Annotated in this window: 4 protein-coding genes; all 4 read left to right on the forward strand. The window is 41.3% G+C overall.

Annotated elements, in window-relative coordinates; translation table 11 throughout:
• Window positions 1-136 precede the first annotated feature (136 nt).
• Complete coding sequence (locus VNZ46_RS27130; RefSeq protein ID WP_325564451.1) at window positions 137-3,694, forward strand: SusC/RagA family TonB-linked outer membrane protein; 3,558 nt, start codon at window positions 137-139, stop codon at window positions 3,692-3,694.
• Between the two features lie 35 nt (window positions 3,695-3,729).
• On the forward strand, window positions 3,730-5,676 hold the full coding sequence (locus VNZ46_RS27135; protein ID WP_325564453.1) for a RagB/SusD family nutrient uptake outer membrane protein: 1,947 nt from the start codon (window positions 3,730-3,732) through the stop codon (window positions 5,674-5,676).
• Window positions 5,677-5,709: 33 nt separating this feature from the next.
• Window positions 5,710-6,156: a DUF5018-related domain-containing protein gene (locus tag VNZ46_RS27140; protein ID WP_199077763.1), complete on the forward strand. Its 447-nt coding sequence runs from the start codon at window positions 5,710-5,712 to the stop codon at window positions 6,154-6,156.
• Window positions 6,157-6,167: 11 nt separating this feature from the next.
• The coding region (locus VNZ46_RS27145) for a metallophosphoesterase (protein ID WP_325564456.1) at window positions 6,168-7,128 on the forward strand (961 nt) is incomplete at its 3' end.

A 7,128-nucleotide genomic window follows, 5' to 3' on the forward strand; every position in this document is an offset into this window, starting at 1 on the left:
AACTGTGGCAATCATGGTAGACCAAAAAATGGTCAAAGGTGTTAGAGCACCTCTGACCGGATGTTGAGTTTACCCATTCCGATAAGTCGGAATAAAATTTAACGAAGAATCAAATCGAAACCCAACATTCAAATTTATGAATTTAAACTTACATAACAGGTATGGAGAGAACCGCCATGCTTTTTACAAATTTCTGCTGGTGATGAAGATTACTACATTTTTTCTGATAATAACCATAATGCAGGTAAGTGCGGGTACGTTCGCACAAAAGATAACCCTCAATAAAGTAAATGCACCCTTGTCTTCAATTATTAATGAAATCAGAGCACAGAGTAATTACGATTTCTTTTATAATAAGAAGGTCTTAAAGGAAGCTAAATCACTTAGCATTCATGTTAAGGATGCGACTCTTGAAGAGGTATTGAAAATTTGTCTCAAAGATCAATCTCTTGAATATCAGATTACGGATAAAACAGTGTTGATTAAAGAAAAGGAAAAGAAATTTGATTTATTTAATCCCTTTGGTCTGTTTTCTGAAAAAATATCAGGTAAAGTAGTGGATGAGAAGGGTTTGCCTGTACCAGGCGCAAGCATAGTTGAAAAAGGCACAAAGAATGTAACCCATACCGATGGAAATGGGGATTTTGTGATGCATGTAAAGGATCATGCTGCTATTTTGGTGATTTCTTTTGTAGGCTTTCAGAACAAAGAAATAGCTGCAGGAGATGTTAAGGGTGGCCCGATTACGCTTATTGTTTCTCAGGAAAACCTGAACGAAGTAGTGGTTACAGCTTATGGTAAAGTTAAAAAAAGCAGCCTCACTGATGCCGTGGCAACAATTAGTGGGGAGAACCTTGAAAACAGACCAATCCGGACTGTTACAGATGGATTGATCGGACTGGCACCCGGACTAAACATCAGGATGTCAAGTGGTGCGCCTGAAATCAACCCATCAATCAATATCCGTGGTTTTACCTCTATCAATAGCAGTGCTGCGCCGCTCATATTGGTTGATGGAGTAGAAAGACCTATTCAGGATGTTAATCCCAATGATGTGGAAAGTGTTTCTTTGTTAAAGGACGGTGCATCAACGGCCATTTATGGTTCGCGTGCGCCATATGGGGTCATCCTCATTACGACTAAGAGCGGGAAATCAGGTAAAGCATCGATCAGCTATTCTGCAAACACAAAAATTGGTGTTATGGTACTTGCGCCTACTCAGCCAAATTCTCCGGATTGGGCACGCTATATCAATATCGCTCAACGGAACGGACAACCAGATGGAACTGGAACAGATGGTGTAGATGCGATTACCATTGCCAGAATGAAGGCCTGGTTAAATAAGGACTGGAGTAATCCTGCTTTTGACGATCTGAGAACTCAATTTGGAGATAAGGCACAATCGTATATTGAAAACGGACAATTTCCAACCACCAATGCCGGCTTTAAGAACTGGACAAGAGAGCAGTCTTTTGCGACTACAAAGCTTTATGATACCTATTTAAACAAATATGATTTCAGTCAGCAGCATAACCTGAATTTTAGTGGCGGAAGCGATAAGATCCGTTATTTTTCGAGCTTTGGTTATAACAATACGAAAGGTCTTTTTAAAGGTGATTTTAATTACAACAGGCGTTACAATTTTCAAACCAAGTTAGACTATACCGCTACAGATTGGCTGAGTTTCAGAACAGACGTCAATTATGTAAGACAGGTTAATCAAGGTCCGAATTATCTGTCCGGAGGCGATACCTATGCGAATTACAGCACCATTTTTGGCAGTATGATGCAGTACTTTGCCACGCCGCTTAAAGTACCTTCAGGCAATCAATATTCCTGGATATTGGGTGCTGCAGGTATCCTGGGCAACGGGGGGTTGATCAATAATGCCAGAAATGAAATCGTATTGAACGGTGGAGCCACCTTAAAGCCTTTTAAAGATTTTGAAATCAATGCAGATTACTCGAGAAGACAAAGTTATACCGAGTATTCAAGGACAGATAAAATTGTTTATACGGAACTTCCTGACGGCACTAAAATCCAAAACAATCGTTCGGCTAATGTAAGCAGCATCACAAAAACAGATGGTGTGCAGGAGTACCAGATGGCTAAACTTAGTGCGCAATATAAGCACACGTTTGCAGAGAAACATAATTTATTTGCTCAGTTCGGAATGCAATCTGAGGAAAATGACTATAGATCTCTAACGGGCAGCAAAACAGATCTGTTTGCCCAGGATTTGATCCCTGCGCTTAGTGCTGCAGCCAACAATCCGCAGACGAGTGATAGATTATACTCCTGGAGTACGTTGGGTTATTACGGAGTTATTACTTATGATTATATGGAGAAATATATGGTAAAGTTCGCTGGGCGAGGAGATGCGAGCTCACGCTTTGCACCAGAATCCCGCTGGAGTTTCTTCCCTTCTGTATCCGGTGCCTGGAATGCGGCCAAAGAAAATTTCTGGCCATTGAAAAATCTGATCTCAGAGTTTAAGCCCCGGGTTTCCTGGTCAACGTCTGGTGATTTGGCATCCAATGGTGCTGACAATTATTACACTTACATATCCACGCTTGCCATGTCGGTGAATAAAAACTTGCTGTTAGGTGGAGGTTATTCTAATGTGACCACGACGCCAGGTTTGGTCTCTTCAGATCTGACCTGGGCAAAACCCACTGTTCTGAATATAGGGATAGATGTTTCTGCGTTTAAGAGAAGGTTGAACCTGTCTTATGAATGGTACCAACGTACGGTAAAGGATCAGGTTGGTCCTGTTGATCCACTTCCGCAGGTTTTGGGAACTACAGCGCCGCCGAGAAACAATTCTGTTTCTGAAACACGGGGATGGGAACTCTCCATTGGCTGGAATGACCAGGTTCAGGTGGCGCAGAAACCACTGAATTATTCCTTGAAATTTAACATGAGCGATTACATTGGATACGTTACGGAATATTCTGCGAATAAATTGGGCGTAACCAGTGGCGTTTGGACCCCAGGTGAGCAATTTGGACAAAACTATGTGTATGATGTCGCAAGAATCGCTCAAAATACGGCTGATCTTAAGAAAGGAACATTACCATCAGGGTATAATTATCCGGGGTATATCATGTATAAGGATCTTAATGGTGACGGTTATATCAATTCAGGAACTGGTGGTTTTTGGTATAGCCGGGGTGACCTGGATAAGGATGGATATAGTTATCCCCGTAAATCTTATTCGATCATGCCATCAGTTTCCTGGAACAACTTTTCTTTCTCCGCAGTGCTGGAAGGTGTGCTGCAATGGCGTGTTTATAACAGTACAGAGTGGGTGTGGGGAACCAAAGCAGGTAGCGACCTTGCGTATTTTTACACACCAGCATTTGAAGAAAGTACTAAGTTGGGCTATTGGAGTCCAGACAATACAAATGCTTTTTTCCCAGCTTTTAATACAGGACGTGGATCAGCAACGGATAGATATATGTTAAATCTGGCTAACCTGAGGATCAGAAATGTTACGGTAGGTTATGATTTACCTCAATCGTGGTTAAAGAAAGTTAAAATTAAAAGAGCCAACGTGTATTTAAGTGGAGAGAACTTAGGGTTTATCTATTCGAAATCTTTTATTAAATACGATCCGGAGTTGTTAAGCAGCGGTGTGAACGGTTACCCTCCATTGCGTTACTACTCCCTTGGATTGAATATCAACTTATAAACTCATTGATCACTTTATACAATAATATAAACGAGATGAAAGCTTACATCAGTAAAACCAGTAAGGTTATATTCGCACTTTTTGTGTTGATGAACCTTGCTGCTTGTAAAAAGGATTTTTTAGACAAAAGCCCTCTAGATGCGGTAAACCCGGAGAATTTCTTTAAAAAGGCATCCGATCTTCAAATCTTTGCCAATGGATTCTATGGCCGTCTGGCCCCTCAGTACAATACACAAAATGGAACAGGTACAGTATCGGGCGGAAACAGTAATGTGGCCTTAGATGCCAATACGGATATGATGATTATACAGACAACTGTAACCAGTAGTTTGTACAGATGGAATACGGTTTCAGTTGCTGGAGCAACAAATGACAGTTGGTCTGGAGGCTATTCCAACATCAGGTCAGATAACTATTTTCTGCACTATGCCAATATGAATGCAGAAAAAACAGACGCGGCCACCCATTACATTGGAGAAGGGTATTTCTTCAGGGCATGGGATTACTTCAGCATGTTGAAAACTTTCGGAGGAGTGCCCATCATCACTGAAGCGCTTGACGATAGTGACCTGTCAAAACTTTTAACACCCAGGGCATCAAGGTATGAGGTTGCTAAACAAATTATAGCAGATCTGGACCTGGCCATCGCCAAGTTAAACTGGAAAGGCGAAGGTCAGGGTGCTATTGCGGGCAGAGTTAACAAAGAAGCTGCCCTTACGCTAAAAGCAAGAGTAGCACTGTACGAAGGCTCCTGGGAATATTATCATGGTAAAAAAGGCACTCCTTATGCAATGCCGGGTAAAGATGGTATGGAATTTCTGGGAATGATAGAACCAACAGTATCGCAGCTTATAAGCCGCTATGGTACCAAAATATATACCGCTGGTGGCGATAAAACGATGGCCTACAATCAACTGTTTGCCCAAAAGAATGCATCAAATGTTGATGGTGTATTTCTTTACAAAGTATATGATGCCTCCCTGCTGACACTCAGCAATAACTTCTTTTTCAAAATCCTTGATTCTGGCCCCTCTATCACTGATCACTTGATAGATGTCTATCTGAATAAAGATGGCACGCCACAAGTATCTTCCGGATCTTATGCCAATACGCTGAATCAGCTCAGCACTACTTTAGATCCGCGTTTCAGACAAACGGTGTGGACCCCAGACAGAGGTCCGTTGAATCAATTGCCGGGACGCGGTGGCGACGGCGATCCATTTAGATATCCAATTATCGCCTCTCAGGCGCCTTATACCAGTATTGGCTTTACTTCAACTGGATACAGGAATTTTAAAGGGGCAGTTTTTGCACAAGAAGCCACCAAAGGGGAAACTGATGACGTTTTGATGCGGTATGAAGAAAGCCTTTTAGCGCTGGCAGAAGCAAAGGCCATATTGGGAACAATCAACCAGGCCGATATTGACAAGACGGTAAATGTAATCAGAGCCCGCGTGGGGATGGCGCCTTTGAATATGAATGCTATTCCAGCCGGAACGTATCGGGAAGATCTTGGATTTGATCCTGGTTCAACACCTGTTCTGAACGAAGTCAGAAGAGAGAGAACCGTAGAATTTGCTCTGGAGGGCTTTCGATTGGATGATTTGAAAAGATGGGCTGTGTATGAAAAAGTAATCAATGGCTATCGGCCAAAAGGTGCATTATTACAAGAGTTCCTTGATTATTTCAATCGCTCAGCTAGTCAGGTTGCTTTGGATAATGGTTCTGATCCAACCTTATATAGCCAGATTAGAAAAGATGGTTATGTCAAAAACGAATTCAATCTGGTTACAGGTAATAACGTTGATAAGTTTGCGAATGGAAGAATAAACCCCTGGTTTAAAATAGCTGATTTCAAAGAAGGGGGCAGAGGCCTGTATATCGATCCGGGAAGAGACTATTTAAGTTTCGTTCCATTACAGCAAATCAAGCTTTATCAAGCCAACAATGCGACGCTGAGCCAAAATCCCGGATGGAATTAATCCTATCAAATTTTATTCTTTAAATTATAAATCATGAAACATAAAAAGATATTATATGCTCTGACCTTATTTGTCCTGGTGGCATGCTCTTCTTGTATGAAACCCAGGGTAGAGTTGAATGATGGTGCTTGGGGTGATAACGCCTATATTACCGGTGCAAATTTATTTACTTTAGTAGAAGTCAAAAATCAACTGGGCTATAATGAACCTGTAACAGGCTATCAAGACGTTGGTGTAACCGTAAGTTCAAATGTTGTAGACAAAAGTAAGGCCTCTGTAACCATCGTAACCGTAAAGGGAACAGATCTGACAAAGATCGGCATTCGGTTTACGCACTCGGCAAAGAAAATAGAGCCTCTGAACGGGGCACCCGTTGCAGGTGTTATCTCTGATTTCTCGAAAGGTCCGTTTGTGTATCGGGTATATTCTGCCGATGGAACCACAAGAGACTGGACGGTTTATATTTCGGTAGCACCTTAAATTTATAAACAATGAAGGCATTCAATAGAAGGGAATTTATAAGCGGCATGCTGGCCACAGGCATTGTTTTACAGATCCCAGGTAGGGTGATGGCCATGTTTCCCACCAAGGCGAAGGTAATAAAAGCCGGACTGATTACCGATCTGCACCAGGATGTGATACACAATGGTTCTGAAAGATTACAGGCTTTTTTAAGCCATGTGAAAAAGATCAACCCTGATTTTATCATGCAAATGGGTGATTTTGCTTATCCTAATGATAAAAATAAAGCACTCATTGATGAATTCAATCAGGCGCATCCAATTGTACTCCATGTAATTGGTAATCACGATACGGATTCTGGACATACGAAGGAGCAATGTTTGCGTTACTGGAAGATGCCGGCTAGATATTATACTAAAGAAATAAATGGCGTATGTTTTATCATTTTAGATGGGAACGATAAAGGTTCACCTACGCACAAAGGAGGATACCCATCTTATATTAATGATGAGCAAAAAATATGGCTGCAACAGCAACTGAAGCAAATAGATAAGCCTATTGTTATTGTTTGCCATCAGCCGCTTGCAGGTGCTCTTGCAGTAGATAATGCTGCAGAAATACAGGATATTTTAAGTGCAGCTTCAGATAAAATATTGCTGGCCATAAACGGGCATACGCATATTGATTGCCAGTTGTTTATAAAGGGTGTCAATTATGTTCACATGAATTCAGCCTCTTATTTTTGGGTTGGGGACAAATACAAACACAATAGTTATCCGGAGGAAATTCATAAAGATCATCCCTGGATATCTTACACATGTCCGTATGAGGAGGCTTTGTTTACTACCTTAACTATTGATCCTTCATTGGGTATAATACATATTGATGGTAAAAAAAGCAATTGGGTAGGGCAATCGCCTGAACAGTTAAATTATGTTGATGCAACGGGTTTGTCTGCTGGTAAAGAAATTGTGCCGTTTATAAGTAAGC

The sequence above is a fragment of the Pedobacter sp. genome (assembly GCF_035566355.1).
Lineage (GTDB): Bacteria > Bacteroidota > Bacteroidia > Sphingobacteriales > Sphingobacteriaceae > Pedobacter.

What these genes read in the sequence shown, in the direction of transcription:
- VNZ46_RS27135 (WP_325564453.1), top strand. Translation starts at nt 3,730, where the DNA reads ATGAAAGCTTACATCAGTAAAACCAGTAAGGTTATATTCGCACTTTTT.
- VNZ46_RS27140 (WP_199077763.1), top strand. Translation starts at nt 5,710, where the DNA reads ATGAAACATAAAAAGATATTATATGCTCTGACCTTATTTGTCCTGGTG.
- VNZ46_RS27130 (WP_325564451.1), top strand. Translation starts at nt 137, where the DNA reads ATGAATTTAAACTTACATAACAGGTATGGAGAGAACCGCCATGCTTTT.